Origin of the sequence: Cedecea sp. AS113, assembly GCF_037152415.1 — a bacterium.
Lineage (GTDB): Bacteria > Pseudomonadota > Gammaproteobacteria > Enterobacterales > Enterobacteriaceae > Cedecea.
In genome coordinates, this window is sequence record NZ_JBBCMI010000003.1 from 362,593 (window position 1) to 388,035 (window position 25,443).

Below are 25,443 nucleotides of genomic sequence, written 5' to 3' on the forward strand. Positions count from 1 at the left end.
AACACGTCCTTTTTACTTCGCCTGGAGATGGTCCAGCGCCAGGTTCAGCTTAACGATATTCACTACCGGCATGCCGATAAAATTCACCAGCGGCGTGGTGGTGTTTTCCGCCACCAGGCGAGCGATTTGCTCCACTGGCAGATTTCTGGCTTTCGCTACCCGTGGGATTTGCCACGCGGTCGCTTCAGGAGAAAGCTGCCCGTCCAGGCCGCTGGCGGAGGTGGTGACTAAGTCAACGGGTACCGCTGGATTAGCCTCCGGGTTAGCCGCACGCAGCGCACTAACGCGAGCCTTAACCTCTTTGTCCAGCTCCGGGTTGCTGGCCGCAAGGTTGCTGCCGCCGGATGCCATTGGATTATAGGGGCTATCCGAGGTGGCAGAGGGGCGACCCTGGAAATATTTTACGTTAGTGAAGTCCTGACCAATCAGCTCTGAACCGCGAACCTTGCCGTCTTCAACGATTAACGAGCCGTTGGCCTGAGCCGGGAACCACCATTGCCCCAGCAGCGTGGCGAGGAGAGGATAAACCCCTCCGGTAATCAGCGTCAGGATAATCAGCAGTAATAAAGCGGGGCGTAACGTAGCCATGTTCTTTTCCTCTTAGACCAGACCGAGTACGGTCAGGATCACGTCAATCACTTTGATACCAATAAACGGCACGACGATACCGCCCAGGCCATAGATCCACAGGTTGCGGCGCAGCATCGCGGCCGCGCTCAGCGGCTTGTAGCTAATGCCTTTTAGCGCCAGCGGAATGAGGCAGATGATGATCAGCGCATTGAAGATCACCGCGCTCAAGATGGCCGAAGCAGGGGAGTGCAGGTGCATCACGTTCAGCGCGTTCAACTGCGGGTAAGTCACCGCAAACGCCGCCGGGATAATGGCGAAGTATTTCGCCACGTCGTTAGCGATACTGAAGGTGGTCAGTGACCCGCGAGTCATCAGCATTTGCTTCCCGATGTGGACCACTTCAATCAGCTTGGTTGGGTTAGAGTCCAGGTCAACCATGTTCCCGGCCTCCTTCGCTGCCTGAGTCCCGGAGTTCATGGCTACCGCTACGTCTGCCTGCGCAAGGGCAGGGGCGTCGTTGGTGCCGTCGCCGGTCATCGCCACCAAACGTCCTTCGGCTTGATACTGGCGAATCAGCGCCAGCTTGGCTTCCGGTGTGGCTTCAGAAAGGAAGTCATCCACCCCGGCTTCGGCGGCAATCGCCGCGGCGGTCAGGCGGTTATCCCCGGTGATCATCACCGTTTTGATGCCCATCTGGCGCAGTTGTGCGAAACGCTCTTTAATGCCGCCTTTCACGATGTCTTTCAGCGCGATTACGCCCAGCACGTTAGCGCCTTCGGCAACCACCAGCGGCGTACCGCCCTGGCGAGCCACGCCTTCAACCAGCGTGTCGACCTGGGCCGGGAAGTGGCCGTTGTTCACTTCTACGTGGCGGCGGATGGCATCCACAGAACCTTTGCGGATCATGCGGTCCTGAATATTGATACCGCTCATACGGGTTTGTGCGGTAAACGGCACAAACGTTGCCTGCAGGTTCTGCACGTCGCGTTCACGCAGGTTAAAGCGCTGTTTTGCCAGCACCACGATACTGCGGCCTTCTGGCGTTTCATCCGCCAGTGAGGCCAGCTGCGCGGCATCGGCCAGCTCTTTTTCATCCACGCCAGGGGCAGGGAGGAAGGCGGAGGCCTGGCGGTTACCGAGCGTGATGGTGCCGGTTTTATCCAGCAGCAGGACGTCGATATCCCCGGCAGCTTCTACCGCCCGGCCGCTGGTAGCGATCACGTTCGCACCCAGCATGCGGCTCATCCCGGCCACACCGATGGCGGAAAGCAGGCCGCCGATGGTGGTTGGGATCAGGCAGACCAGCAGGGCTACCAGCACGGTTACGCTAGCCGCCTGGCCGCCGTAGGCAGAGAACGGCCACAGGGTTGCGGTCGCCAGCAGCAGGACGATTGTCAGCGCTACCAGCAGGATAGTCAGGGCGATTTCGTTCGGCGTTTTACGACGCTGGGCGCTTTCCACCATGGCAATCATGCGGTCGAGGAAGGTTTCCCCTGGGTTAACGCTGCACTGGATGACCAGCCAGTCGGACAGAATGCGCGTCCCGCCGGTCACCGAGGCAAAGTCGCCGCCGGACTCACGGATAACCGGGGCGGATTCCCCGGTGATGGCGCTTTCATCCACCGACGCGCCACCCTCAAGGACTTCGCCATCGCAAGGGATGATGTCCCCGGCTTCCACCAGCACGACGTCGCCTTTACGCAGATCGGCCGCCGGAATGTGGTCCACCTGCGCATCATGCTGTGGGCTGCGCAGTTTGCGTGCCCAACTGGTTTTTTTCACCCCTTTCAGGCTGTTCGCCTGGGCCTTGCTGCGGCCTTCTGCCAGCGCTTCAGCAAAGTTGGCGAACAGCACGGTAAACCACAGCCACAGGCTGATGGCGAGCGTGAAGAGGGCATCCCCCTGCTGCAGGCCGGTGAACATCGCTATCCCGAGCAGGGTAGTGATGATGCTCCCCACCCAGACGATAAACATCACCGGGTTGCGCCACTGCACCTGCGGGGCGAGCTTTTTAAAAGAATCAATTAGCGCCTGACGGATCAGACCAGGTTCAAACAGCGCCTGTTGCTTGCGACTCATGGAAGCCTCGTAATCAGAAATTAACCAGAGAAAGGTGTTCCGCAACCGGGCCTAAAGCGAGGGCGGGGATAAAGGTCAGGGCGCCAACCAGCAGCACTGTCCCAATCAGTAAACCGATAAACAGCGGGCCGTGCGTTGGCAGCGTACCGATGCTGACGGCCTGGGATTTTTTCGCGGCCAGGGAACCGGCAATAGCCATTACCGGGATAATCACCCCAAAGCGACCAAACCACATGCATACAGCCAGCAGAACGTTCCAGAACGGCGTGTTGGTGCTCAGGCCGGCGAAGGCGCTACCGTTATTGTTTGCGGCGGAAGAAATCGCATACAGCACCTCGCTGAAGCCGTGGATCCCTGGGTTTGCCATGCCGCTGCGGCCTGCATCCGTCATCATCGCCAGCGCGGTGCCGAGCAGCACCAGGGCAGGGGTGATAAGAATGGCCAGCGAAGTCATCTTCATTTCCGGCACGTCAATTTTCTTACCCAGGTATTCCGGGGTACGCCCAATCATCAGCCCGGCGATAAACACGGCCAGCAGGACGAACAGCAGCATGCCGTACAGGCCAGCGCCTACGCCGCCGAAGACCACTTCACCAATCTGCATCAGCCACATTGGCACCATGCCGCCCAGCGCCGTAAAGGAGTCATGCATGGCGTTGACCGCCCCGCAGGATGCGGCGGTAGTAATCACCGCGAACAGGCTGCTATTCAGAATGCCGAAGCGGCTCTCTTTGCCTTCCATGTTGATGCTGCTGTTGGCGCCCAACTGGATAAAGTGCGGGTTGCCCTGCAGCTCGGCCCACATCACTACCACCACGCAGACCACGAAGATAATGGTCATCGCCCAAAGCAGCGCGCGGCCCTGACGGCGGTCACCCACGGCTTCACCAAAGGCGAAGCAGAGCGCGGCCGGGATCAGGAAGATGGAAACCATCTGCACGAAGTTGGTCAGCGCCGTAGGGTTCTCAAACGGGTGAGAGGAGTTAGCGTTGAAGAAGCCCCCGCCGTTGGTTCCCAGCATTTTAATCGCTTCCTGAGAAGCCACCGGCCCCATCGGCAGCAGGTGCTGAACGCCTTCAATGGTGGTGTAAGGCTGGTAAGCAGAGAAGTTCTGCAGCGAACCCTGGCTGATAAAGAACAGCGCCATCACCAGCGAGATTGGCAGCAGGATGTACAGCGTAACGCGGGTTAAATCGACCCAGGCGTTGCCCAGCGTGCTGGTGGAATGGCGAGAGAAACCACGGATCAGCGCAAACACTACGGCAATGCCGGTGGCGGCAGAAACGAAGTTTTGTACCGTCAGGCCCACCATCTGGCTGAAGTAGCTCAGCGTGGTTTCGCCGCCGTAAGACTGCCAGTTAGTGTTGGAGACAAAACTGACGGCAGTGTTCAGCGCCAGATGCCAGGAGAGGCCCGGCAGATGCTGAGGGTTAAGCGGCAAACTGTCCTGGAACAGCAGCATCGCGAACAGCAGGATCAGCCCAAAAACGTTAAATGCCAGAATCGCCATCAGATAGCGTTTCCAGCCCATTTCTTCACCTTTGCTGCCCATCAGGGACCACAAAATGGGCTCAATGCGGCCCACGATCGGCAGCGGTTCGCCGTCGATCAGTCGTGCCAGCACGGCGCCCAGCGGTTTCGCAAGGGCAAAGAGCACCAGCAGGAAGCTGGCGATCAGTAAAAATCCGGACGCAGCCATTAAAACGCCTCCGCTTTAATCAGGGCATAAACCAGGTAACCCAACAGCAAGAAGACCAGCACGATGCCGGTTATGACGCCTGCACTCACAATCCACCTCCAACGGTGCGTTAAGCATTTCGCGGCAGAATAGGATTTCGGGTGAAAAGATGTCGTAAAAGTCCGGGGGCGGGGTGTAAAAAAAGTATAAAAATGGCAAAAGCCATTAGTTAACTAATGGTTAGTATTTATTTAACCATTTTGTAACTTAATTACAGGTGAAAAGATAAATAGCGCACAAAAAAGTGCATTTATCTGGTCGGAGGAGTAGTAAACTTTCAAACAATGAGATAGTATTTTGACCAGATAACAAGTTTCGATTTTCCGACATGCGGTGTCGGTCACACATTATGAGGAGAAGCCTATGTCTTTATACAAAGAATACCCTGCGCATCAGGTCATCCTGCGTCGCACTTTCGCAATCGCTGCCGGTGTGCTGGCGCTGCCTGTAATGCTGTTCTGGAAAGATCGCGCGCGTTTTTACAGCTACCTGCACCGCGTCTGGTCCAAAACCAGCGACAAGCCGGTGTGGATGGCGCAATCTGAAGCCGCCGCCTTCGATTATTACTAAAAGCTGAATCGATTTGACGAAAGCTACCTCCGGGTAGCTTTTTTGTTGCCTGCGTCTTGCTACACTGAATTAACAACTGAGACGCGGGCAGCCAGCGATGTCGCTTAGTCTGGCATTGGTATGCTTCTGCTGTCCGGAATAACTTCCAATATTGAACCGTCGCCAACGCGCAATGGCGGCGGTCAGGTAATGAATCCAGGGAGAGTTATGCCTACCCATCTGGTCTGGTTCCGCAACGATCTACGTATTCACGATAACTACGCCTTACACGCCGCCTGCCGTAATCCCGATGCAAAAGTCATCGGATTTTTTGTCGTGACGCCCGAACAATGGCGGCAGCACGTCATGGCACCCAAACAGGCCGAATTTATCTTTGAGCATTTACGGGCATTGGGTCATGCCCTGGCCGGGCGTGGGATTGAACTTCATATCCAACAGGCTGCGGATTTTGCCGCGTCGATAGAGTGTATAAAAGCGTTCTGCGTTGAACAAAAAGTCGATGCGCTTTTTTACAACTACCAGTATGAAGTTAACGAGCGTGCCCGTGACGCCGCGCTGGAAAAAGCTCTGGATGTGGACGTTACCGTGCAGGGATTTGATGACAGCCTGCTGCTTGCACCGGGCAGCGTCACTACCGGCAACCACGAGATGTACAAAGTCTTTACCCCGTTCAGCAAGGCGTTTATTCGGCGCTTGCAGGAAGGGCTGCCGGAATGCGTGCCTGCGCCAAAAGCCCGTGGAGAGTGCGACTTCAATGAAAGCTTTGCGTTTGATATGCCCCGTGAGGCGTTTGACCGCGAACTCTTCCCGGTGGGTGAGCCGGAGGCCATTGGCATGCTGCGTAAATTTTGCCTGCAGCCCGCTGCCGACTACCCGGAACAACGTGATTTCCCGGCGATAGAAGGCACCAGCCGGCTGTCACCTTATCTGGCCACCGGCGTTTTGTCTCCGCGCCAGTGCCTGCATCGTCTGCTAAAAGAGCACCCTAAAGCGCTGGAGGGCGAAGCCGGAGCTACCTGGCTCAACGAACTCATCTGGCGCGAGTTTTACCGCCATCTGATGGTTGCGTACCCAAAACTTTGCCGTCACCAGCCGTTTATTGCCTGGACAGATAAAGTTCGCTGGAGCGGAAATAATGCATGGCTTGAAGCCTGGCAGCAGGGTAAAACGGGTTACCCCATTGTCGATGCGGCGATGCGGCAGCTGAACCAAACGGGCTGGATGCATAACCGTTTACGCATGGTCGTGGCGAGTTTTCTGGTGAAGGATTTGCTGATCGACTGGCGGCAGGGCGAGCGCTATTTTATGTCGCAGCTGATTGACGGAGATCTGGCGGCGAACAACGGCGGCTGGCAGTGGGCGGCTTCTACGGGCACCGACGCCGCGCCTTATTTCCGCATTTTTAACCCGACAACTCAGGGTGAACGCTTCGATGCTGAAGGGGATTTTATTCGCCACTGGCTACCTGAACTGAAAACTGTGCCAGGGAAACAGATTCATTCGCCGTGGGACTGGGCTGATAAACAAAAGCAAACGCTGGACTACCCGCGCCCGATTGTTGACCATAGGCAGGCCCGACTGAATACGCTTGCGGCTTATGAAGCGGCAAGAAAATAACCAAAGAGAATAATGATGAAAAACAGTGAACTGGAACGCCTGATTAATGACAAGCTGAACAGCTCGGCAATCAGTGATTACGCCCCGAATGGCCTGCAGGTTGAAGGCCGGGAAGCGATCCGCAAGATTGTCACTGGGGTTACTGCCAGCCAGGCGCTGCTGGACGAAGCTGTGCGCCAGCAGGCCGATGCGGTGATCGTCCACCACGGTTATTTCTGGAAAAATGAATCGCCGGTGATCCGCGGCATGAAGCGCAACCGCCTGAAAACGCTGCTGGCGAACGACATCAACCTTTACGGCTGGCATTTGCCGCTTGATGCCCATCCGCAGTTGGGGAATAACGCCCAACTTGGCGCGCTGCTGGGGATTGAAACGAAAGGGGAAGTTGAGCCGCTGGTCCCCTGGGGCGAGTTCCCGACGCCGCTTTCCGGCGTGGAGCTGGCTTCCTGGATTGAAATGCGCTTAGGCCGCACGCCGCTGTGGTGTGGAGACACCGGCCCGGATCAGATCCGCCGCGTGGCGTGGTGCACGGGCGGTGGGCAGGGCTTTATCGATAGCGCGGCGCGCTTTGGTGTGGATGCGTTTATTACCGGCGAAGTTTCCGAGCAGACGATTCATTCCGCCCGCGAACAGGGGCTGCATTTCTACGCCGCGGGTCACCATGCCACCGAGCGGGGTGGGATCCAGGCGCTTAGCGACTGGCTAAACAGCGAAACCGATCTCGACGTTATCTTTATCGATATCCCTAATCCAGCCTGATACCGGAGGAGCTGTGCAACGAGCTCGCTGTTATTTATTGGGTGAAAAAGCGGTGGTTCTGGAGCTGGATCCTCCTGTCAGGCTTGCCAGCCAGCAGCGCATTTGGGGACTGCTGCAGCGCCTGAATGCCTCTGACGAGGTGAGCGAGGCCATTCCGGGCATGAATAACATCACCGTGGTGCTGAAAGATCCTCAGCGGCTGGCGCTGGATGGCATTGAATGGCTCCAGCGCTGGTGGGAAGAAAGTGAGGCTGTGATCCCTCCGCCTCGTAAGATTGATATTCCGGTCGTATACGGCGGCGAGGTGGGGCCCGATCTTGATGTCGTGGCTCGCCACAATAACTTAACGCCCGAACAGGTAGTCGCCCTGCATTCTGGAGCGGAGTACATCGTCTACTTCCTTGGCTTCCAGCCGGGCTTTGCTTATCTGGGGGGACTGCCTGAAGTCCTCGCTACGCCCCGCCGGGCAGAACCCCGGCTGCAGGTTGCCGCTGGCTCTGTAGGCATTGGTGGCAGTCAAACCGGCATTTATCCGCTGGTGACGCCGGGAGGTTGGCAAATCATCGGCCGCACCTCACTCGATTTGTTTAACCCCAACGGCTCATCACCCACTTTATTGTTGCCGGGTGATACCGTGCGTTTCGTCCCGCAGCAGGGGGGCATATGCTGAATATTGTTCGCGCCGGGATACAAACCAGCGTGCAGGATACGGGCCGGGAAGGGCAGCGTCATTTGGGCGTGAGCCGCTGCGGCGCGCTCGATACTCCCGCCATCTCCGTCGCCAATTTACTGGTTGGGAATGCGCCAGATGCCCCCGCGCTGGAAATCACCCTTGGACAGTGCGTGATTGAATTCGGGCGTAGCGGCTGGTTTGCGCTTACCGGGGCGGGCTGCCATGCGGAGCTGGATGGCAACGCCGTGTGGACGGGCTGGCGACTGCCTGTCAAAAAAGGCCAAAGGCTGACGCTGAAAAAACCTACGCACGGTATGCGCAGCTACCTTGCCGTCGACGGTGGCCTGGATGTGCCGGAAGTGATGGGGTCTTACAGCACCGATCTTAAAGCCGGGATCGGCGGTCATCATGGCCGTTTGCTGCGGGATGGTGACCGTTTAGCTTTGCGTAAACCTCAACGTAAATTTCAGCATCCCCGCGGTGTAAAACAACTGCTTTGGGGAAATCGCATTCGCGCCGTGACCGGGCCGGAGTATCAGGAATTCAGCCAGGCATCTCAGGAGAGTTTCTGGCGATTGGCCTGGCAAATTAGCCCGCAGAGTAACCGGATGGGCTACAGGCTTCAGGGGCCAGAGCTGGAGCGGACGACCCAGCGAGAAATGCTGTCTCATGGCCTGCTGCCGGGCGTGATTCAGGTACCGCATAACGGCCAGCCGATTGTGTTAATGAACGATGCCCAGACAACCGGGGGCTATCCTCGCATTGCCTGCGTGATTGAGGCCGATCTTTATCATCTGGCTCAGGTCAGGCTGGGGGAACCCATTCATTTTGTGCCGTGTACGCTGGCGGAGGCGCTCAAAGCGCGCCGCGAACAGGCTATTTATCTCGAGCAGATTGCCTGGCAACTAGCACAGGAAGCATAACGTTTCAGGGAGTTTAGTATGCCGGAAGGACCGGAGATTCGCCGCGCGGCGGACAAGCTGGAAGCCGCCGTGGGCGGGGAGCCGTTAACCGAAGCCTGGTTTGCTTTTGAAGAGCTTAAGCCGTTTGAAGCGATGCTGGTGGGGAAAACCATCGATCGTATCGAAACCCGAGGAAAAGCAATGCTGACGCATTTTTCCAACGGCTTAACCTTGTACAGTCATAATCAGCTTTACGGCGTATGGCGAGTGGCTGACGTAGGTAAAGTAGCAGAAACGAACCGTGTGCTGCGTGTCAGGCTGCAAACGGCTAAAAAAGCCATTCTTCTTTACAGCGCCTCGGACATAGAAATCCTCGATCAGGGGCAGCTTGAACAACAGCCTTTCTTGCAGCGCGTGGGGCCGGATGTGCTGGATGAAACGCTGACGGTGGATCTGGTCAAAGCACGTTTGCTGTCGCCAAAGTTTCGCCGTCGGCAGTTCAGCGGGTTACTGCTCGACCAGGCTTTTCTTGCCGGTTTGGGGAATTACCTGCGAGTGGAAATCCTTTGGGAAGCGGAACTTGCGCCGCAGCACCGCGCGGAGGATTTAAGCGAAGAGCAGATTGAGCGGTTAGCGACTGCTTTGCTGGCGATTCCACGGCTTTCTTATCAGACGCGAGGCCAGGGAGATGAGAACAAACATCACGGGGCTGTTTTCAGCTTTAGGGTGTTTCACCGGGCGGGTGAACCGTGCGAACGATGTGGAGGGATTATTGAAAGAACCAACTTCTCTTCAAGGCCGTTTTACTGGTGCCCTCGCTGCCAGAAATAAAAAACGCGCCACAGGGCGCGTTTTTTACTCATCAAGTAAGAAATATTACTTTTTGAGATCGGATTTGAAATCACGTTTGTCGTAGCCGGTGTACAGCTGACGTGGACGGGCAATTTTAATGCCGTCGTCGTGCATTTCGTTCCAGTGTGCAATCCAGCCCACGGTACGCGCCATCGCGAAGATAACGGTAAACATGGAGGAAGGAATGCCCATCGCCTTCAGGATGATTCCGGAGTAGAAGTCTACGTTCGGGTAGAGTTTCTTCTCGATGAAGTACGGGTCGTTCAGCGCGATGTGTTCCAGCTCCATCGCCACTTCCAGCAGGTTGTTATCCTTCAGGTTCAGCTCTTTCAGCACTTCGTGACAGGTTTCACGCATCACGGTGGCGCGCGGGTCGTAGTTTTTGTACACGCGGTGGCCGAAGCCCATCAGGCGGAACGAGTCGTTCTTGTCTTTGGCACGACGGATAAATTCTGGAATGTGCTCCACGGTGCTGATTTCTTCCAGCATCTTCAGCGCAGCTTCGTTCGCGCCGCCGTGAGCCGGTCCCCACAGGGAAGCGATCCCCGCCGCGATACACGCAAATGGGTTAGCGCCGGAAGAACCTGCGGTACGTACGGTTGACGTCGATGCGTTCTGCTCGTGGTCAGCGTGCAGGATCAGAATACGATCCATTGCTCGCTCCAGAATTGGGTTAACTTTGTACTCTTCGCACGGCGTGGAGAACATCATGTTCAGGAAGTTAGCCGAGTAGGAGAGGTCGTTGCGTGGGTAAACAAACGGCTGGCCAATCGAATACTTGTAACACATTGCCGCTACGGTTGGCATTTTGGAGAGCAGACGGAACGCCGCGATTTCACGGTGACGTGGGTTATTCACGTCAAGGGAGTCGTGGTAGAAGGCCGCCAGCGCGCCGGTTACGCCGCACAGCACGGCCATCGGATGTGAGTCGCGACGGAAGCCGTGGAACAGACGGGTGATCTGCTCGTGAATCATGGTGTGGCGGGTAACGGTAGTTTTGAATTCGTCGAACTGCTCCTGCGTCGGTTTTTCGCCGTTCAGCAGGATGTAGCACACTTCCAGGTAGCTGGATTCGGTGGCCAGTTGGTCAATCGGGAAACCGCGGTGCAACAGAATGCCTTCGTCACCGTCGATATAAGTGATTTTGGATTCGCAGGATGCGGTAGAGGTGAAACCTGGGTCAAAAGTAAATACACCTTTAGAACCAAGACTACGGATATCAATTACATCCTGACCTAGCGTGCCCTTTAGCACATCAAGTTCGAGAGCATCGTCACCATTAAGGGTGAGGTTTGCTTTAGTATCAGCCATTTACGGTCTCCTTAGCGCCTTATTTCATAAGACTGCCGGGCGTCCGATTTGCATTCGAACCCACAATGGTTGGTTACCAGTTTTTTAATTGGCTCGCGGCTCTGTTTAGAGGAGTACAACCAGGGTACAGAGCGATGGGCGCTTGCAGGTAACACTCGCTTTGGGGGCGAAACTACAGCAAATCAGCGTCTTAGCAATCAGTATCATTCAAACCTGTATATCACTAATAACTGTCCTGATCTCTCGGGTCAATACCCATCCACTGTTACATAACTATTACTCAGGTGAAAGGCTGACCCTATAACTTTTACGAATTATACGGCTTTTCTGGCCCTGTTTGTAACAAGAATGTTTAACTTTTGTCAAATCAGATGATTAAAATTTAAAATAATGTTGTTATCGTGATCCTGCTCACTGTTCCGAGCAAAACCCTTCAAACATTATGTGGGTTAATTGTAATGATTTTGTGAAGAGCCTATACTGCCGCCAGGTCTCCGGAACACCCTGCTACCGGGAGCCACCCAGCGTTGTAGCCAGATCCCTGGCCTCTGGATGTAGCTGTTTTTTGCATGACGCACAGTTATAGAAAGTTAGCGCTGTCTGACCCCGAATGCAGATCCGGAGGAAGGAAACAATAAGAAGAGCATGTGGGCGCTATTCATGATAAGAAACGTGAAAAAACAACGACCTGTCAATCTGGATCTGAAAACGATCCGGTTCCCCGTCACTGCAATCGCTTCCATCCTCCACCGCGTTTCCGGCGTGATCACATTTGTGGCGGTCGGCATTCTGCTTTGGTTGCTGGGACTGTCACTCTCCTCCCCGGAAGGTTTTCTGACCGCGTCCGCCGTGATGAGCAGCTTTATCGTTAAATTTATAATGTGGGGCATTCTGACGGCTCTGGCCTATCACGTGGTGGTGGGTATTCGCCATCTGCTGATGGACTTTGGCTATCTGGAAGAGACCTTTGTAGCGGGCAAACGATCCGCACATATCGCCTTTGTTATTACTGTCGTGCTTTCAATTCTTGCAGGAGTCCTCGTATGGTAAGCAATGCCTCCGCATTGGGTCGCAATGGCGTGCACGATTATGTGCTGGTTCGCGCTACCGCCATCGTACTCACCCTGTACATCATCTACATGATTGGCTTCTTCGCTGTCACCGGCGAGCTGACCTACGACGTCTGGCACGGCTTCTTTGCCTCTGCCTTCACCAAAGTTTTCACCCTGCTGGCACTGTTCTCTATTTTGATCCATGCCTGGATTGGCATGTGGCAGGTGTTGACCGACTACGTTAAACCACTGGCGATTCGCCTTCCTTTACAGCTGCTGATTGTTGTCGCGCTGTTGGTTTACGTCATTTATGGATTCGTTGTGGTGTGGGGTGTGTAATGAAACTGCCAGTCAGAGAATTTGATGCTGTAGTGATTGGTGCCGGCGGCGCAGGTATGCGCGCGGCGCTACAGATTTCCCAGAGCGGCCAGACCTGTGCGCTGCTTTCTAAAGTGTTCCCAACTCGTTCCCATACCGTATCTGCGCAGGGTGGTATCACCGTGGCGCTGGGTAATACCCATGAAGATAACTGGGAATGGCACATGTATGACACGGTAAAAGGTTCCGATTATATCGGTGACCAGGACGCCATCGAATATATGTGTAAAACCGGCCCGGAAGCGATTCTGGAACTGGACCACATGGGCCTGCCTTTCTCCCGTCTGGAAAACGGCACCATTTATCAACGTCCGTTCGGCGGCCAGTCGAAAGACTTCGGCGGCGAGCAGGCGGCGCGTACTGCGGCAGCGGCTGACCGTACCGGCCACGCTTTACTGCACACGCTGTATCAGCAGAACCTGAAAAACCACACCACCATCTTCTCCGAGTGGTATGCGCTGGATCTGGTGAAAAACGCCGATGGCGCAGTGGTTGGCTGTACCGCACTGTGCATCGAAACCGGTGAAGTCGTTTACTTCAAAGCCCGCGCAACCGTGCTGGCAACCGGCGGCGCAGGCCGTATTTATCAATCCACCACCAACGCCCACATCAATACCGGTGACGGCGTTGGTATGGCTATCCGCGCTGGCGTGCCGGTGCAGGATATGGAAATGTGGCAGTTCCACCCAACCGGCATTGCCGGGGCAGGGGTTCTGGTCACAGAAGGCTGCCGTGGTGAAGGCGGTTACCTGCTGAACAAACACGGCGAACGCTTCATGGAGCGTTATGCCCCGAACGCGAAAGACCTGGCGGGTCGTGACGTGGTGGCGCGCTCCATCATGATCGAAATCCGTGAAGGGCGCGGCTGTGATGGTCCGTGGGGGCCACACGCCAAACTGAAACTCGACCACCTGGGTAAAGAAGTGCTGGAATCCCGCCTGCCGGGCATTCTGGAACTGTCCCGTACCTTCGCCCACGTCGATCCGGTGAAAGAGCCGATCCCGGTTATCCCAACCTGCCACTATATGATGGGCGGTATTCCGACCAAAGTGACTGGCCAGGCGCTGACCGTGAACGAGCAGGGCGAAGATGTGGTTATCCCTGGTTTGTTCGCCGTAGGCGAAATTGCCTGTGTTTCCGTACACGGTGCGAACCGTCTGGGCGGCAACTCCCTGCTTGACCTGGTGGTGTTCGGGCGTGCTGTTGGCCTGCACCTGCAGGAATCCATTGCCGAGCAGGGCGATCTGCTTGACGCAACCGACGCTGAAATCGACGCCTCCCTTGAGCGCCTTAACCGCTGGAACGGCAACCGTAACGGTGAAGATCCGGTGGAAATCCGCAAAGCGCTGCAGGAATGTATGCAGCACAACTTCTCGGTATTCCGCGAAGGTGACGCGATGGCCAAAGGGCTTGAGCAGCTGAAAGCAATCCGCGAGCGCCTGAAAAATGCCCGTCTGGACGACACTTCCAGCGAGTTCAACACCCAGCGCGTTGAGTGCCTGGAGCTGGATAACCTGATGGAAACCGCTTACGCCACGGCGGTGTCGGCAAACTTCCGTACCGAGAGCCGTGGCGCGCATAGCCGCTTCGACTTCCCGGAGCGTGATGACGAAAACTGGCTGTGCCATTCCCTGTATCTGCCAGAGACGGAATCCATGACGCGTCGTAGCGTGAACATGGAACCGAAACTGCGTCCGGCGTTCCCGCCGAAGATTCGTACTTATTAATGCGGAGACAGGACAATGAAACTCGAATTCTCAGTTTATCGTTATAACCCGGATGTAGACGACGCTCCGCGCATGCAGGATTACACCCTGGAAGCGGAAGAGGGTCGCGACATGATGCTGCTTGACGCTTTAATGCAGCTGAAAGAAAAAGATCCTAGTCTGTCATTCCGTCGCTCCTGCCGTGAAGGCGTTTGTGGCTCCGACGGCCTGAACATGAACGGCAAAAACGGGCTGGCCTGTATCACGCCAATCTCGGCGCTCGGCAACGGTAAGCAGAAGATAGTCATCCGTCCTCTGCCTGGCCTGCCGGTGATCCGCGATCTGGTGGTAGACATGGGGCAATTCTATGCTCAATATGAGAAGATTAAGCCTTACTTGTTGAATAATGGGCAAAATCCACCCGCTCGCGAGCATTTGCAGTCGCCTGAACAGCGTGAAAAGCTGGATGGTCTGTACGAGTGCATTCTTTGCGCTTGCTGCTCGACTTCTTGCCCGTCGTTCTGGTGGAACCCGGACAAGTTTATCGGCCCGGCCGGTTTGCTGGCTGCGTATCGCTTCCTGATCGACAGCCGCGACACCGAAACGGACGCGCGTCTGGACGGCCTGAGCGATGCTTTCAGCGTATTCCGCTGCCACAGCATTATGAACTGCGTCAGCGTTTGTCCTAAGGGGCTGAACCCGACGAAAGCTATCGGCCATATTAAGTCGATGCTGTTGCAAAAAAGCGCTTAAGTCAGAAAAGTACCCTCTCCTTGCAGGGGAGAGGGTGCAAATTGCAGGAAATCTTTAAAAACTGCCGACGATCTTCCCTCTCTTATAAGGGGAAGGGGTGAGGGGAAACCCTTAAGACAGTTTCTAAAGGTTCCTTCGCGGGCCGCCCTCCACGGCAACAGGCTCGAAGAAAGTGAACCCTGGAACGTATACCTGTATACCCTACGGTGTGCGTTATAGTTATCCACGGCGAAATAAGCATAAAATGCTTAAGGGATCACGATGCAGAACGGCGCGATGAAGCCCTGGCTGGACTCTTCCTGGCTGGCGGGCGCAAACCAGTCCTACATAGAGCAGCTCTATGAAGACTTCTTAACCGATCCTGACTCTGTTGATGCGCACTGGCGCACGATGTTCCAGCAGTTACCTGGCACCGGAGCCAGACCGGATCAATTCCATTCAAAAACGCGTGATTATTTCCGTCGTCTGGCGAAGGATGCCTCACGTTACTCCACCGCAGTCACCGATCCTGACACCGATGCCAAACAGGTAAAAGTGTTGCAGTTGATCAACGCCTGGCGTTTCCGCGGCCATCAGGCTGCTAATCTCGATCCGCTCGGGCTTTGGCAGCAGGAAACGGTTGCCGATCTGGATCCGGCGTTCCATAACCTGACCGAAGAGGATTTGCAGCAGAGTTTCAACGTGGGATCGTTTGCCATCGGCAAAGAGACCATGAAGCTTGCCGACCTGATCGCTGCGCTGAAGCAAACCTACGGTGGGTCGATCGGTGCGGAATACATGCACATCACCAATACCGAAGAAAAACGCTGGATCCAGCAGCGCATCGAATCGGTAGCCGGGCGTTCAAGCTTTACTCAGGAAGAGAAAAAACGTTTCCTGAGCGAGCTGACTGCGGCGGAAGGGCTGGAGCGCTACCTGGGGGCTAAATTCCCTGGGGCGAAACGCTTCTCGCTGGAAGGCGGCGACGCGCTGGTACCGATGCTCAAAGAGATGATTCGCCACGCCGGTAAGAGCGGCACGCGCGAAGTGGTGCTGGGTATGGCGCACCGCGGTCGTCTTAACGTGCTGATCAACGTGCTGGGTAAAAAACCGCAGGATCTGTTTGACGAATTTGCGGGCAAACATAAAGAACATCTCGGCACCGGCGACGTGAAGTACCACATGGGCTTCTCTTCCGATGTTGAAACCGAAGGCGGCCTGGTTCACCTGGCGCTGGCGTTTAACCCGTCTCACCTGGAAATCGTTAGCCCGGTGGTTATCGGTTCCGTGCGTGCGCGTCTGGATCGTCTGGATAAGCCAGGCAGCAACCAGGTACTGCCTATCACCATTCATGGTGATGCCGCGGTAGCCGGGCAGGGCGTGGTTCAGGAAACCCTGAACATGTCCAAAGCGCGTGGTTACGAAGTGGGCGGTACCGTGCGTATCGTGATCAACAACCAGATTGGTTTCACCACCTCTAACCCGCTGGATGCGCGCTCCACGCCATACTGTACCGACATCGGTAAGATGGTCATGGCGCCGATTTTCCACGTTAATGCGGATGACCCGGAAGCCGTAGCTTTCGTTACCCGTCTGGCGCTGGACTTCCGTAATACCTTCAAGCGTGATGTGTTTATCGACCTGGTTTGCTACCGCCGCCACGGCCATAACGAAGCTGACGAGCCAAGCGCAACGCAGCCGGTGATGTACCAGAAAATCAAAAAACATCCGACCCCGCGTAAGATCTATGCTGACAAGTTGGAGCAGGACAAACTGGCCACGCTGGAAGATGCCACCGAAATGGTGAATCTGTACCGCGATGCGCTGGATGCCGGCGAATGTGTCGTGCAAGAGTGGCGTCCGATGAACATGCACTCCTTTACCTGGTCGCCGTACCTCAACCACGAGTGGGACGAAAGCTACCCGAACAAGGTTGAGATGAAGCGCGTTCAGGAACTGGCTAAGCGCATCAGCACCGTGCCGGAAGCCGTAGAAATGCAGTCCCGCGTGGCGAAAATCTACAGCGACCGTCAGGACATGGCGAACGGCAACAAACTGTTCGACTGGGGTGCAGCGGAAAACCTGGCTTATGCAACGCTGGTAGATGAAGGCGTGTCCGTTCGTCTGTCCGGTGAAGATGCTGGCCGTGGGACCTTCTTCCACCGCCACGCCGTGATCCACAACCAAACCAACGGCTCTACCTATACGCCGCTGGCGCACGTCCACAACAGCCAGGGCATCTTCAAAGTCTGGGATTCCGTGTTATCTGAAGAAGCGGTTCTGGCCTTTGAGTACGGCTATGCCACGGCAGAACCTCGCACCCTGACCATTTGGGAAGCGCAGTTCGGCGACTTCGCCAACGGGGCACAGGTTGTGATTGACCAGTTCATCAGCTCCGGCGAGCAGAAATGGGGCCGTATGTGTGGCCTGGTCATGCTGCTGCCACACGGCTATGAAGGCCAGGGCCCAGAGCACTCCTCCGCGCGTCTGGAGCGTTACCTCCAGCTGTGCGCCGAGCAGAACATGCAGGTTTGCGTGCCGTCGACTCCGGCTCAGGTTTATCACATGCTGCGTCGTCAGGCGCTGCGCGGGATGCGCCGTCCACTGGTCGTCATGTCACCGAAATCTCTGCTGCGCCATCCGCTGGCGGTATCCAGCCTCGACGAACTGGCCAACGGCACGTTCCAGCCGGCAATTGGTGAGATTGACGAACTGGATCCGAAAGGCGTGAAGCGCGTTGTTCTGTGTTCCGGTAAGGTGTACTACGACCTGCTTGAGCAGCGCCGTAAGAATGAGCAGAAGGATGTGGCGATTGTGCGTATTGAGCAGCTCTATCCGTTCCCGCACCAGGCGGTACAGGAAGCGCTGAAGCCGTTCGCACACGTACACGACTTCGTCTGGTGCCAGGAAGAGCCGCTGAACCAGGGCGCCTGGTACTGCAGCCAGCACCACTTCCGCGAAGTGATTCCGTTTGGGTCCGCTCTGCGTTATGCAGGTCGCCCGGCCTCCGCCTCTCCGGCGGTAGGCTATATGTCCGTTCACCAGAAGCAACAGCAAGATCTGGTTAATGACGCGCTGAACGTCGAATAAATTAAAGGATAAATAATGAGTAGCGTAGATATTCTAGTTCCTGACCTGCCTGAGTCCGTAGCCGACGCGACAGTGGCAACCTGGCATAAAAAACCGGGCGACAGCGTCAAACGTGACGAAGTACTGGTTGAAATCGAAACTGACAAAGTGGTACTGGAAGTCCCCGCGTCTGCGGACGGCGTTCTGGATGCGGTACTGGAAGACGAAGGCACGACCGTGACCTCTCGTCAGATTCTGGGCCGTCTGCGTGAAGGCAACAGCGGCGGGAAAGAAACCTCCGCAAAAGCTGACAGCAAAGAGTCTACTCCGGCTCAGCGCCAGCAGGCTTCTCTGGAAGAGCAGAGCAATGATGCCCTCAGCCCGGCTATCCGCCGCCTGATCGCAGAGAACGACCTCGACGCCAGCGCTATTAAAGGCAGCGGCGTAGGTGGCCGTCTCACTCGTGAAGATGTTGAAAAACACCTGAGCGAAGCGAAAGCGAAACAACCTGCGCAGGCGAAAGCCGCCGAAGCCACTCAGGCGCCGGTTGCGCCACTGGCTGGCCGCAGCGAAAAACGCGTGCCGATGACCCGTCTGCGCAAGCGCGTGGCCGAACGTCTGCTGGAAGCGAAAAACTCTACCGCCATGCTCACTACGTTCAACGAAGTGAACATGAAGCCAATCATGGAACTGCGTAAGCAGTACGGTGAAGCGTTTGAAAAACGCCACGGCGTGCGTCTGGGCTTCATGTCCTTCTACATTAAAGCGGTTGTTGAAGCGCTGAAACGCTATCCGGAAGTGAATGCTTCCATCGACGGCGAAGACGTGGTTTACCACAACTACTTCGATGTCAGCATCGCGGTTTCTACCCCGCGTGGCCTGGTGACCCCAGTGCTGAAAGACGTTGATACCCTGGGCATGGCCGACATCGAAAAACGCATCAAAGAGCTGGCGGTGAAAGGCCGTGACGGCAAACTGACCGTGGAAGAGCTGACCGGCGGTAACTTCACCATCACCAACGGTGGCGTCTTCGGCTCCCTGATGTCTACGCCAATCATCAACCCACCGCAGAGTGCGATCCTGGGTATGCACGCCATCAAAGACCGCCCAATGGCGGTGGACGGTAAAGTTGAGATCCTGCCGATGATGTACCTGGCGCTCTCTTACGATCACCGTCTGATCGATGGCCGCGAGTCCGTGGGTTATCTGGTAGCCATTAAAGAGCTGCTGGAAGATCCAACTCGTCTGCTGCTGGACGTGTAGTCGAACAAGACTCTGGCGGGTGCTATGACACCCGCCCCTACAACCAAATCTAACCTTACCCCGAGCATTAATGCTCTTTATCTGGATGGATAGAACTCATGAACTTACACGAATATCAGGCGAAACAGTTGTTTGCTCGGTATGGTTTGCCGGCACCCGTCGGTTACGCCTGCACCACACCGCGTGAAGCGGAAGAAGCCGCCTCTAAAATTGGCGCGGGTCCTTGGGTGGTGAAATGTCAGGTTCATGCCGGTGGCCGCGGTAAAGCGGGCGGTGTGAAAGTGGTTAACAGCAAAGAAGACATTCGTGCTTTTGCCGAGCACTGGCTGGGCAAACGTCTGGTGACTTACCAAACGGACGCTACTGGCCAGCCTGTACACCAGATTCTGGTTGAAGCTGCAACCGACATCGACAAAGAGCTGTATCTGGGCGCGGTAGTTGACCGTAGCTCTCGCCGCGTGGTCTTCATGGCCTCCACCGAAGGCGGCGTGGAAATCGAAAAAGTAGCGGAAGAAACGCCGCACCTGATCCACAAAGTTGCGCTGGATCCGCTGGCGGGACCAATGCCTTACCAGGGACGTGAGCTGGCGTTCAAACTGGGTCTGGAAGGTAAACAGGTTCAGCAGTTCACCAAGATCTTTATGGGGCTGGCGACTATCTTCCTCGAGCGCGACCTGGCGCTGATCGAAATCAACCCGCTGGTGATCACTAAGCAGGGCGACCTGATCTGCCTCGACGGCAAACTGGGCGCTGACGGTAACGCGCTTTTCCGCCAGCCGGATCTGCGTGAAATGCGCGACCAGTCTCAGGAAGACCCGCGTGAAGCTCAGGCTGCACAGTGGGAACTGAACTACGTGGCGCTGGACGGCAACATCGGCTGTATGGTTAACGGTGCGGGCCTGGCAATGGGCACCATGGACATTGTTAAGCTGCACGGCGGCGAGCCGGCTAACTTCCTCGACGTGGGCGGCGGTGCGACCAAAGAGCGCGTTACCGAAGCGTTCAAAATCATCCTGTCCGACGACAAAGTCAAAGCCGTTCTGGTGAACATCTTCGGTGGTATCGTCCGTTGCGACCTGATTGCCGACGGCATCATTGGTGCGGTAGCTGAAGTGGGCGTTAACGTGCCGGTGGTGGTGCGTCTGGAAGGTAACAACGCCGAACTGGGCGCGAAAAAACTGGCAGATAGCGGCCTGAACATCATTGCAGCGAAAAGTCTGACGGACGCAGCACAGCAGGTTGTTGCTGCCGTGGAGGGGAAATAATGTCCATTTTGATCGATAAAAACACCAAGGTAATTTGCCAGGGCTTTACCGGCAGCCAGGGGACTTTCCACTCCGAACAGGCGATTGCCTACGGTACGCAAATGGTTGGCGGCGTGACGCCAGGCAAAGGCGGTACTGAACATCTGGGTCTGCCGGTATTCAATACCGTGCGTGAAGCCGTTGAAGCTACCGGCGCGACTGCTTCCGTTATCTACGTTCCAGCCCCGTTCTGCAAAGACTCTATCCTGGAAGCGATTGATGCGGGCATTAGGCTGATTATCACCATCACTGAAGGTATCCCTACGCTGGATATGCTGACCGTGAAAGTGGCGCTGGATGAAGCTGGCGTGCGCATGATCGGGCCAAACTGCCCGGGCGTTATCACCCCAGGCGAATGCAAAATCGGCATCATGCCGGGCCACATTCACCTGCCGGGCAAAGTAGGCATCGTTTCCCGTTCCGGGACGCTGACCTATGAAGCCGTTAAGCAGACAACTGACATCGGCCTCGGCCAGTCAACCTGCGTTGGTATCGGTGGTGACCCGATTCCTGGCTCCAACTTCATTGATATCCTGAAGATGTTCCAGGCAGACCCGAAAACCGAGGCCATTGTGATGATCGGTGAAATCGGCGGGAGCGCAGAAGAAGAAGCTGCGGCCTATATCAAAGAGCACGTGACCAAACCTGTTGTGGGCTACATTGCCGGCGTTACCGCGCCAAAAGGCAAGCGTATGGGCCACGCGGGCGCCATCATCGCGGGCGGGAAAGGGACGGCGGATGAGAAATTCGCTGCTCTGGAAGCCGCTGGCGTGAAAACCGTTCGCAGCCTCGCCGACATTGGCGATGCGCTGAAAGCTATTCTGCCGCAGTAAGCAGATGCCCCCGCGCAAGCGGGGGAAACAGTAATAATAAGTGTTCGACATGGTTGGCCACCCTGGGTGGCCTTTTTTTATGTTTCGGCTTTGATAACCCTGCCTCGTCTTACGTTGTATCGCGCATGCCCACGCACTTATTCTTTTCCTGAATAATTTCTCTCTGCAATATTTTCTTGATGTAACCTTATAAAAAATAATGATTTGTTAATTTAGTTTATATCAAAAGTGAATTATTTGTGAATATTAAAAGGAGGGAGCCAAAACTACGGAAAAAGATGCCCGATAAATAGTGTAAAGATGACCTGGCGTGCATGGGAGAAATTTAATCTTCAGCTTTAAATATCGGCTTTATGTTGAGAATAAGCGTCATGAAATTAACCTCAAACGAAGCGTTGGAACATATCATTAACAACAAATTCACGATTAATTCTCTATTGAAAAATAATTAACATTGCCAATGTAAATTGTTTTGGATCAATGTTTAAAGCTGGCGTTGCGGGGTATAAAGGGGCAAAATTGCTGCAGATCAAACTGGCCGAATAACGGTGTTTTAGCTATAAATTGATCGCCGTCGTAAAACGTAAAAAACATTAAGCAAAGACCTGTTTATTGTAAGGGAATTGCAGGGTAATATAATTACGGGTTATTTTTGATTTAATTAACGTGTTTGTAACCTTTCACCTTTTGATTTCACATTTGAATAAAGTGGGCGAGAAAAAGGGGACTGGAAGCGAATGTATTTGTATTAGGGCATGCTTGTGGTGAACCTCCCGGTGAACCACAGTCGAAGTCTTCATGCGAAGAGCAAGGAGTCAAGATGTTTGATATTGTCGAACTGTCGCGCTTACAGTTTGCCTTGACCGCGATGTACCACTTCCTGTTTGTGCCGCTGACGCTAGGTATGGCGTTCTTGCTGGCCATCATGGAAACGGTCTATGTGCTGTCAGGTAAGCAGATTTATAAAGATATGACCAAATTCTGGGGCAAGTTGTTTGCAATCAACTTTGCGCTGGGGGTGGCAACCGGTTTGACCATGGAGTTCCAGTTCGGGACTAACTGGTCTTACTATTCTCACTATGTAGGGGATATCTTCGGTGCGCCGCTGGCGATCGAAGGCCTGATGGCATTCTTCCTCGAATCTACCTTTGTTGGTCTGTTCTTCTTTGGCTGGGATCGCCTCGGCAAAGTTCAACATATGGCCGTCACCTGGCTGGTGGCATTGGGCTCCAACCTCTCCGCGCTGTGGATTCTGGTCGCTAACGGCTGGATGCAAAACCCTATCGCTTCCGATTTCAACTTCGAAACCATGCGTATGGAAATGGTCAGCTTTGCCGAGCTGGTCCTGAACCCGGTTGCGCAGGTTAAATTCGTACACACCGTAGCGTCCGGCTATGTTTGTGGCGCGATGTTCGTGCTCGGTATCAGCTCCTACTACCTGCTGAAAGGCCGCGACGTCGCTTTTGCGAAGCGTTCCTTCGCGATTGCCGCGAGCTTCGGTATGGCCGCTATTCTCTCCGTTATCGTACTGGGCGATGAGTCTGGCTACGAAATGGGTGACGTGCAGAAAACCAAACTGGCCGCGATTGAAGCCGAATGGGAAACTCAGCCAGCGCCGGCGGCGTTTACCCTGTTTGGTATTCCTGACCAGGATAAACAAGAAAACCGCTTCGCCATTCAAATTCCTTACGCGCTGGGCATCATCGCTACCCGCTCGGTAGATAAGCCGGTCACGGGCCTGAAAGAGCTGATGGTGCAGCACGAAGAGCGTATCCGTAACGGGATGAAGGCTTACAGCCTGCTGGAGCAACTGCGCAGTGGTTCAACCGATCAAAGCGTGCGTGATAGCTTCAACCACGTGAAAAAAGACCTGGGCTATGGTCTGTTGCTGAAGCGCTACACGGAAAACGTCACTGACGCGACCGAAGAGCAGATTCAGAAAGCAACCAAAGACTCTATTCCTCGCGTAGCACCGCTGTACTTCGCGTTCCGTATTATGGTGGCCTGTGGCTTCCTGATGCTGTTCATTATTGCTGTGTCCTTCTGGACCGTGACCCGTAACGCCATTGGTTCGAAAAAATGGCTGCTGCGTGCCGCGCTGTACGGTATTCCACTGCCTTGGATCGCTATCGAATCCGGCTGGTTTGTCGCGGAATACGGGCGTCAGCCTTGGGCGGTGGGTGAGGTTCTGCCGACGGCAGTGGCAAACTCGTCATTGAGCGTGGGCGACCTGCTGTTCTCCATGATACTGATTTGCGGCCTTTACACGCTGTTTATGGTGGCGGAACTGTTCCTGATGTTCAAATTTGCTCGCCTTGGGCCGAGCAGTCTGAAAACAGGGCGCTATCACTTTGAGCAGTCCAACGTGGCTTCTCAGCCGGCACGCTAAGACAGGAGTCGTCAAATGATCGATTATGAAGTATTGCGTTTTATCTGGTGGCTGCTGGTCGGCGTTCTGCTGATTGGCTTTGCCGTCACCGACGGCTTCGATATGGGCGTGGGCATGCTGTCGCGCGTGATTGGCCGTACTGACGTTGAACGCCGCATCATGGTTAACTCCATCGCGCCGCACTGGGACGGGAACCAGGTTTGGCTGATCACCGCGGGCGGGGCTCTGTTTGCTGCCTGGCCAATGGTTTATGCCGCTGCCTTCTCCGGCTTCTATGTCGCGATGATTCTGGTGCTGGCTTCTTTGTTCTTCCGTCCGGTAGGGTTCGACTACCGCTCGAAGATCGAAGATACCCGCTGGCGCAACATGTGGGACTGGGGCATTTTCATTGGTAGCTTCGTACCACCTCTGGTGATAGGTGTCGCTTTCGGCAACCTGCTGCAGGGCGTTCCGTTCCACGTTGATGACTACCTGCGCCTTTACTACACCGGTAACTTCTTCCAACTGCTAAATCCGTTTGGCCTGTTGGCAGGCGTTGTTAGCGTGTCGATGATCGTGGCCCAGGGCGCAACCTATCTGCAGATGCGTACCGTAGGTGAGTTACATCTGCGTGCTAAAGCGGCGGCTCAGATTGCTGCGCTGGTGATGATGGTTTGCTTCGCGCTGGCCGGTGTCTGGGTGATCTACGGCATTGATGGCTATGTGGTGACTTCTGCTCTGGATCATCATGCTGCATCTAACCCGCTGACCAAAGAAGTCGCGCGTCAGGCGGGTGCCTGGCTGGTGAACTTCAACAATACGCCAGCGCTGTGGTTGATTCCTGCTCTGGGTGTTGTGCTGCCGCTGCTGACCATCCTCATGTCTCGTCTGGAGAAAGGCGCTCTGGCGTTTATCTTCTCTTCGCTGACGTTGGCCTGTGTGATCCTGACGGCCGGTATCGCGATGTTCCCGTTCGTGATGCCTTCCAGCACCATGATGAACGCTAGCCTGACCATGTGGGATGCGACATCCAGCCAGCTGACGCTGAATGTGATGACCTATGTTGCCATCGTGTTCGTGCCAATCATTCTTCTCTACACCACCTGGTGTTACTGGAAAATGTTCGGTCGTATCACGAAAGAGCACATCGAAAGCAACTCCACCTCTCTGTACTAATAAGGAGCTGATTATGTGGTACTTTGCATGGATTCTGGGCACGCTTCTGGCGTGTGCATTCGGGATTATTACCGCGCTGGCTCTCGAGCACGTTGAGGCGAGCAAAGCCGGAAAAGAAGAGCACTGATGGAATACGTTATCGCGAAACTGTACGCGGTAATGGACAAGAGCCCCTTGCGGGCTCTTTCCTTAGTGATGGCACTGGTGCTGGCTGGGTGTATTTTTTGGGACCCGTCTCGTTTTGCCGCCAAAACGAGTGAGCTGGAGATTTGGCATGGCTTCCTGCTGATGTGGGGCGTTTGTGCTGGGATCATTCACGGCGTGGGTTTCCGCCCAACCAAAGTGCTCTGGCAGGGCATTTTCTGCCCGCTGGTTGCCGATTTAGTGCTCATCGCTGGCCTGCTGTTTTTCTTCTTCTGAATGTCTGCGTACATTCCCCCGCCTGAAGCAGAAATTATGGGCTTTAACAAGCCCATAAAAATTTACTTAAC

The 25,443-nt window shown here is 55.3% G+C and carries 23 protein-coding genes; 18 read left to right on the forward strand and 5 right to left on the reverse strand.

The genetic code is table 11. From position 1 onward, the window contains the following. Positions 1–12 precede the first annotated feature (12 nt). The 4 genes from kdpC to kdpF are packed head-to-tail and all read right to left on the reverse strand — an operon-like array spanning position 13 to position 4,437. The gene (gene kdpC, locus WFN87_RS05680) at positions 13–588 is read right to left on the reverse strand and encodes a potassium-transporting ATPase subunit KdpC (RefSeq protein ID WP_336982237.1); all 576 of its coding nucleotides are present in this window, start codon (positions 586–588) and stop codon (positions 13–15) included. Between the two features lie 12 nt (positions 589–600). Then, positions 601–2,649 carry a potassium-transporting ATPase subunit KdpB gene (kdpB, locus tag WFN87_RS05685; protein WP_008456125.1) on the reverse strand — a complete coding sequence of 683 codons (2,049 nt, stop codon included), beginning with the start codon at positions 2,647–2,649 and terminating at the stop codon, positions 601–603. Positions 2,650–2,662: 13 nt separating this feature from the next. Beyond that, on the reverse strand, positions 2,663–4,348 hold the full coding sequence (kdpA, locus tag WFN87_RS05690) for a potassium-transporting ATPase subunit KdpA (protein ID WP_336982238.1): 1,686 nt from the start codon (positions 4,346–4,348) through the stop codon (positions 2,663–2,665). Beyond that, positions 4,348–4,437 carry a K(+)-transporting ATPase subunit F gene (gene kdpF, locus WFN87_RS05695; protein ID WP_008456132.1) on the reverse strand — a complete coding sequence of 30 codons (90 nt, stop codon included), beginning with the start codon at positions 4,435–4,437 and terminating at the stop codon, positions 4,348–4,350. Before kdpF ends, kdpA begins: the two co-directional genes overlap by 1 nt. A 313-nt stretch (positions 4,438–4,750) precedes the next feature. Between kdpF and WFN87_RS05700 the strand changes: the two genes are divergently transcribed. The 6 genes from WFN87_RS05700 (at position 4,751) to nei (ending at position 9,739) form a co-directional block, all read left to right on the forward strand. Further along, a complete protein-coding gene (locus tag WFN87_RS05700; protein WP_336982239.1) occupies positions 4,751–4,957 on the forward strand; it encodes a YbfA family protein in 207 nt (68 codons plus the stop codon). A gap of 207 nt (positions 4,958–5,164) precedes the next feature. Beyond that, positions 5,165–6,574, forward strand: coding sequence for a deoxyribodipyrimidine photo-lyase (gene phrB / locus WFN87_RS05705; RefSeq protein WP_166994555.1), 1,410 nt, complete (start codon positions 5,165–5,167; stop codon positions 6,572–6,574). Positions 6,575–6,589: 15 nt separating this feature from the next. Continuing rightward, a complete protein-coding gene (locus WFN87_RS05710) occupies positions 6,590–7,333 on the forward strand; it encodes a type 2 GTP cyclohydrolase I (protein ID WP_166994592.1) in 744 nt (247 codons plus the stop codon). Between the two features lie 13 nt (positions 7,334–7,346). Beyond that, on the forward strand, positions 7,347–8,003 hold the full coding sequence (gene pxpB / locus WFN87_RS05715; RefSeq protein WP_008456136.1) for a 5-oxoprolinase subunit PxpB: 657 nt from the start codon (positions 7,347–7,349) through the stop codon (positions 8,001–8,003). After that, entirely contained in the window at positions 7,997–8,929 is a 933-nt protein-coding gene (gene pxpC / locus WFN87_RS05720; RefSeq protein WP_336982240.1) for a 5-oxoprolinase subunit PxpC, read from the forward strand. The genes pxpB and pxpC overlap by 7 nt, the downstream gene beginning before the upstream one ends. Positions 8,930–8,947: 18 nt before the next feature. Beyond that, positions 8,948–9,739, forward strand: coding sequence for an endonuclease VIII (nei, locus tag WFN87_RS05725; protein WP_336982241.1), 792 nt, complete (start codon positions 8,948–8,950; stop codon positions 9,737–9,739). A gap of 45 nt (positions 9,740–9,784) precedes the next feature. On the opposite strand, the gene WFN87_RS05730 is transcribed toward nei, so the two are convergent. Then, the gene (locus tag WFN87_RS05730; RefSeq protein WP_008456139.1) at positions 9,785–11,071 is read right to left on the reverse strand and encodes a citrate synthase; all 1,287 of its coding nucleotides are present in this window, start codon (positions 11,069–11,071) and stop codon (positions 9,785–9,787) included. 645 nt (positions 11,072–11,716) lie between these two features. Between WFN87_RS05730 and sdhC the strand changes: the two genes are divergently transcribed. The 12 genes from sdhC to ybgE all read left to right on the forward strand — a co-directional run bounded on the left by sdhC (position 11,717) and on the right by ybgE (position 25,372). Continuing rightward, complete coding sequence (sdhC, locus tag WFN87_RS05735) at positions 11,717–12,121, forward strand: succinate dehydrogenase cytochrome b556 subunit (protein ID WP_034808195.1); 405 nt, start codon at positions 11,717–11,719, stop codon at positions 12,119–12,121. Then, positions 12,115–12,462 carry a succinate dehydrogenase membrane anchor subunit gene (gene sdhD / locus WFN87_RS05740; RefSeq protein ID WP_008456141.1) on the forward strand — a complete coding sequence of 116 codons (348 nt, stop codon included), beginning with the start codon at positions 12,115–12,117 and terminating at the stop codon, positions 12,460–12,462. Before sdhC ends, sdhD begins: the two co-directional genes overlap by 7 nt. Beyond that, complete coding sequence (gene sdhA / locus WFN87_RS05745) at positions 12,462–14,228, forward strand: succinate dehydrogenase flavoprotein subunit (protein WP_008456142.1); 1,767 nt, start codon at positions 12,462–12,464, stop codon at positions 14,226–14,228. The genes sdhD and sdhA overlap by 1 nt, the downstream gene beginning before the upstream one ends. Before the next feature lie 15 nt (positions 14,229–14,243). After that, positions 14,244–14,960 (forward strand): succinate dehydrogenase iron-sulfur subunit SdhB, encoded by a 717-nt coding sequence (sdhB, locus tag WFN87_RS05750; protein WP_085541216.1) that lies wholly within the window; start codon positions 14,244–14,246, stop codon positions 14,958–14,960. Positions 14,961–15,221: 261 nt separating this feature from the next. Continuing rightward, positions 15,222–18,029: a 2-oxoglutarate dehydrogenase E1 component gene (gene sucA, locus WFN87_RS05755; protein WP_166875785.1), complete on the forward strand. Its 2,808-nt coding sequence runs from the start codon at positions 15,222–15,224 to the stop codon at positions 18,027–18,029. A gap of 15 nt (positions 18,030–18,044) precedes the next feature. Next, positions 18,045–19,271: a 2-oxoglutarate dehydrogenase complex dihydrolipoyllysine-residue succinyltransferase gene (gene odhB / locus WFN87_RS05760; protein ID WP_008456145.1), complete on the forward strand. Its 1,227-nt coding sequence runs from the start codon at positions 18,045–18,047 to the stop codon at positions 19,269–19,271. Between the two features lie 98 nt (positions 19,272–19,369). Next, the gene (sucC, locus tag WFN87_RS05765) at positions 19,370–20,536 is read left to right on the forward strand and encodes an ADP-forming succinate--CoA ligase subunit beta (RefSeq protein ID WP_008456146.1); all 1,167 of its coding nucleotides are present in this window, start codon (positions 19,370–19,372) and stop codon (positions 20,534–20,536) included. Beyond that, entirely contained in the window at positions 20,536–21,408 is an 873-nt protein-coding gene (gene sucD, locus WFN87_RS05770; protein ID WP_336982242.1) for a succinate--CoA ligase subunit alpha, read from the forward strand. Before sucC ends, sucD begins: the two co-directional genes overlap by 1 nt. An 820-nt stretch (positions 21,409–22,228) precedes the next feature. Then, positions 22,229–23,797 carry a cytochrome ubiquinol oxidase subunit I gene (gene cydA / locus WFN87_RS05775; protein ID WP_039291231.1) on the forward strand — a complete coding sequence of 523 codons (1,569 nt, stop codon included), beginning with the start codon at positions 22,229–22,231 and terminating at the stop codon, positions 23,795–23,797. Between the two features lie 15 nt (positions 23,798–23,812). Continuing rightward, on the forward strand, positions 23,813–24,952 hold the full coding sequence (gene cydB, locus WFN87_RS05780; RefSeq protein ID WP_008456151.1) for a cytochrome d ubiquinol oxidase subunit II: 1,140 nt from the start codon (positions 23,813–23,815) through the stop codon (positions 24,950–24,952). 13 nt (positions 24,953–24,965) lie between these two features. Continuing rightward, entirely contained in the window at positions 24,966–25,079 is a 114-nt protein-coding gene (gene cydX, locus WFN87_RS05785; protein WP_008456153.1) for a cytochrome bd-I oxidase subunit CydX, read from the forward strand. Then, complete coding sequence (gene ybgE, locus WFN87_RS05790) at positions 25,079–25,372, forward strand: cyd operon protein YbgE (protein ID WP_008456154.1); 294 nt, start codon at positions 25,079–25,081, stop codon at positions 25,370–25,372. Before cydX ends, ybgE begins: the two co-directional genes overlap by 1 nt. Positions 25,373–25,443: the final 71 nt, after the last annotated feature.